The organism is Mycobacterium sp. OTB74, assembly GCF_029892685.1.
Lineage (GTDB): Bacteria > Actinomycetota > Actinomycetes > Mycobacteriales > Mycobacteriaceae > Mycobacterium.
Window position 1 is genome coordinate 1 of the sequence record NZ_JARXVD010000055.1, and the last position, 1,272, is coordinate 1,272.

Consider the following 1,272-nt stretch of genomic DNA (forward strand, 5'->3'; position numbering starts at 1 on the left):
GGCATATTCATACGGTCAAGACAACATCCGTTGATTTGGGAGGTTGTCGTGCCAAGTGGTTACCGACATTCGAGGGCAACGCGGCGGGAGTTGTTTGACCGGGTGTGTCAGGGCGCTCCGTTGATCCGCACGGCGCAGCAGATGGGCGTGTCGACGACATCAGCGTGGCTGTGGTGGCGCAACGCTGGAGCGATGAAACTGATTATGGGCATTGGCGCGCACGGTCTGGCCGATGCCGGTGATCCAGACCGGCCAGGGGGACGGGGACATCGGCTCAGTCTCGATGAACGCATCGCGATCATGCGCGGCCGCGATTCGGGTTTGACCTATGCGCAGATCGGTCAGCAGATCGACCGGCACCGCAGCGTCATCTGGCGCGAGGTGCAGCGCAACCGCAACGCCGACGGGGATTACCACGCCCGGATGGCCCATGGGCGGGCCGCGCAGAAAGCCATGCGGCCCAAGGACTTCAAACTCAACAACCCCACGCTGTGTGCGGCCATCGAAACGTGGATGGATGACGGGTGGAGCCCGGGACTGATCGCCGAGATGTTGGCGCGGGCACATCCTGATGACAAGCTGGCGCGGGTGAGCCACGAAACCATCTACCGGTGCCTGTACGTGCAGGGCCGTGGCCAGCTGCGTGCGGATCTGAACAAGCGGCTCTCGACCAAACGGGCCGCCCGCAAGCCCCGCGACCGCACCGAACACCGCGGCAAGTTCACCGACGTATTCACCATCAGCGACCGCCCCGCGACCGCCGCGGACCGTGCGGTGCCCGGCAATTGGGAAGGCGATCTGATCCTGGGTACCGGATGCGGCAGTGCGATCGGCACCCTGGTCGAACGCAGCACCCGCTTCACCATCTTGTTGCACCTGCCCGAGGACCACACCGCCGAGTCGGTGGCCACTGCCATGATCGAGGCGATGAGTGAGCTGCCGGCGCATCTGCGCCGCAGCATCACCTGGGACCGCGGCAGTGAGATGGCGAACTGGCGTGAGATCAAGCTGGCGCTGCAGGCCCCGGTCTATTTCTGCGACCCGCACTCACCGTGGCAGCGCGGCACCAACGAGAACACAAATCGGCTGCTGCGGTTCTGGTTTGAAAAAGCCACCGACCTGAGCGTGCACACCAAAGCCGATCTCAAACGCATCCAGGACACCCTCAACAAACGACCACGCCCCACCCTGGACTACGACACACCAGCCCAACGCCTAACCGCCCTCATCGAGCACGCCGCCTAGACGTTGCACTAATCAGTTGACTTTGCC

Annotated in this window: 1 protein-coding gene; it reads left to right on the forward strand. The window is 63.8% G+C overall.

The window, feature by feature from the left end; genetic code table 11:
* The first annotated feature begins 48 nt into the window (after positions 1-48).
* Positions 49-1,245: an IS30 family transposase gene (locus tag M2432_RS27865; RefSeq protein WP_280830086.1), complete on the forward strand. Its 1,197-nt coding sequence runs from the start codon at positions 49-51 to the stop codon at positions 1,243-1,245.
* Positions 1,246-1,272: the final 27 nt, after the last annotated feature.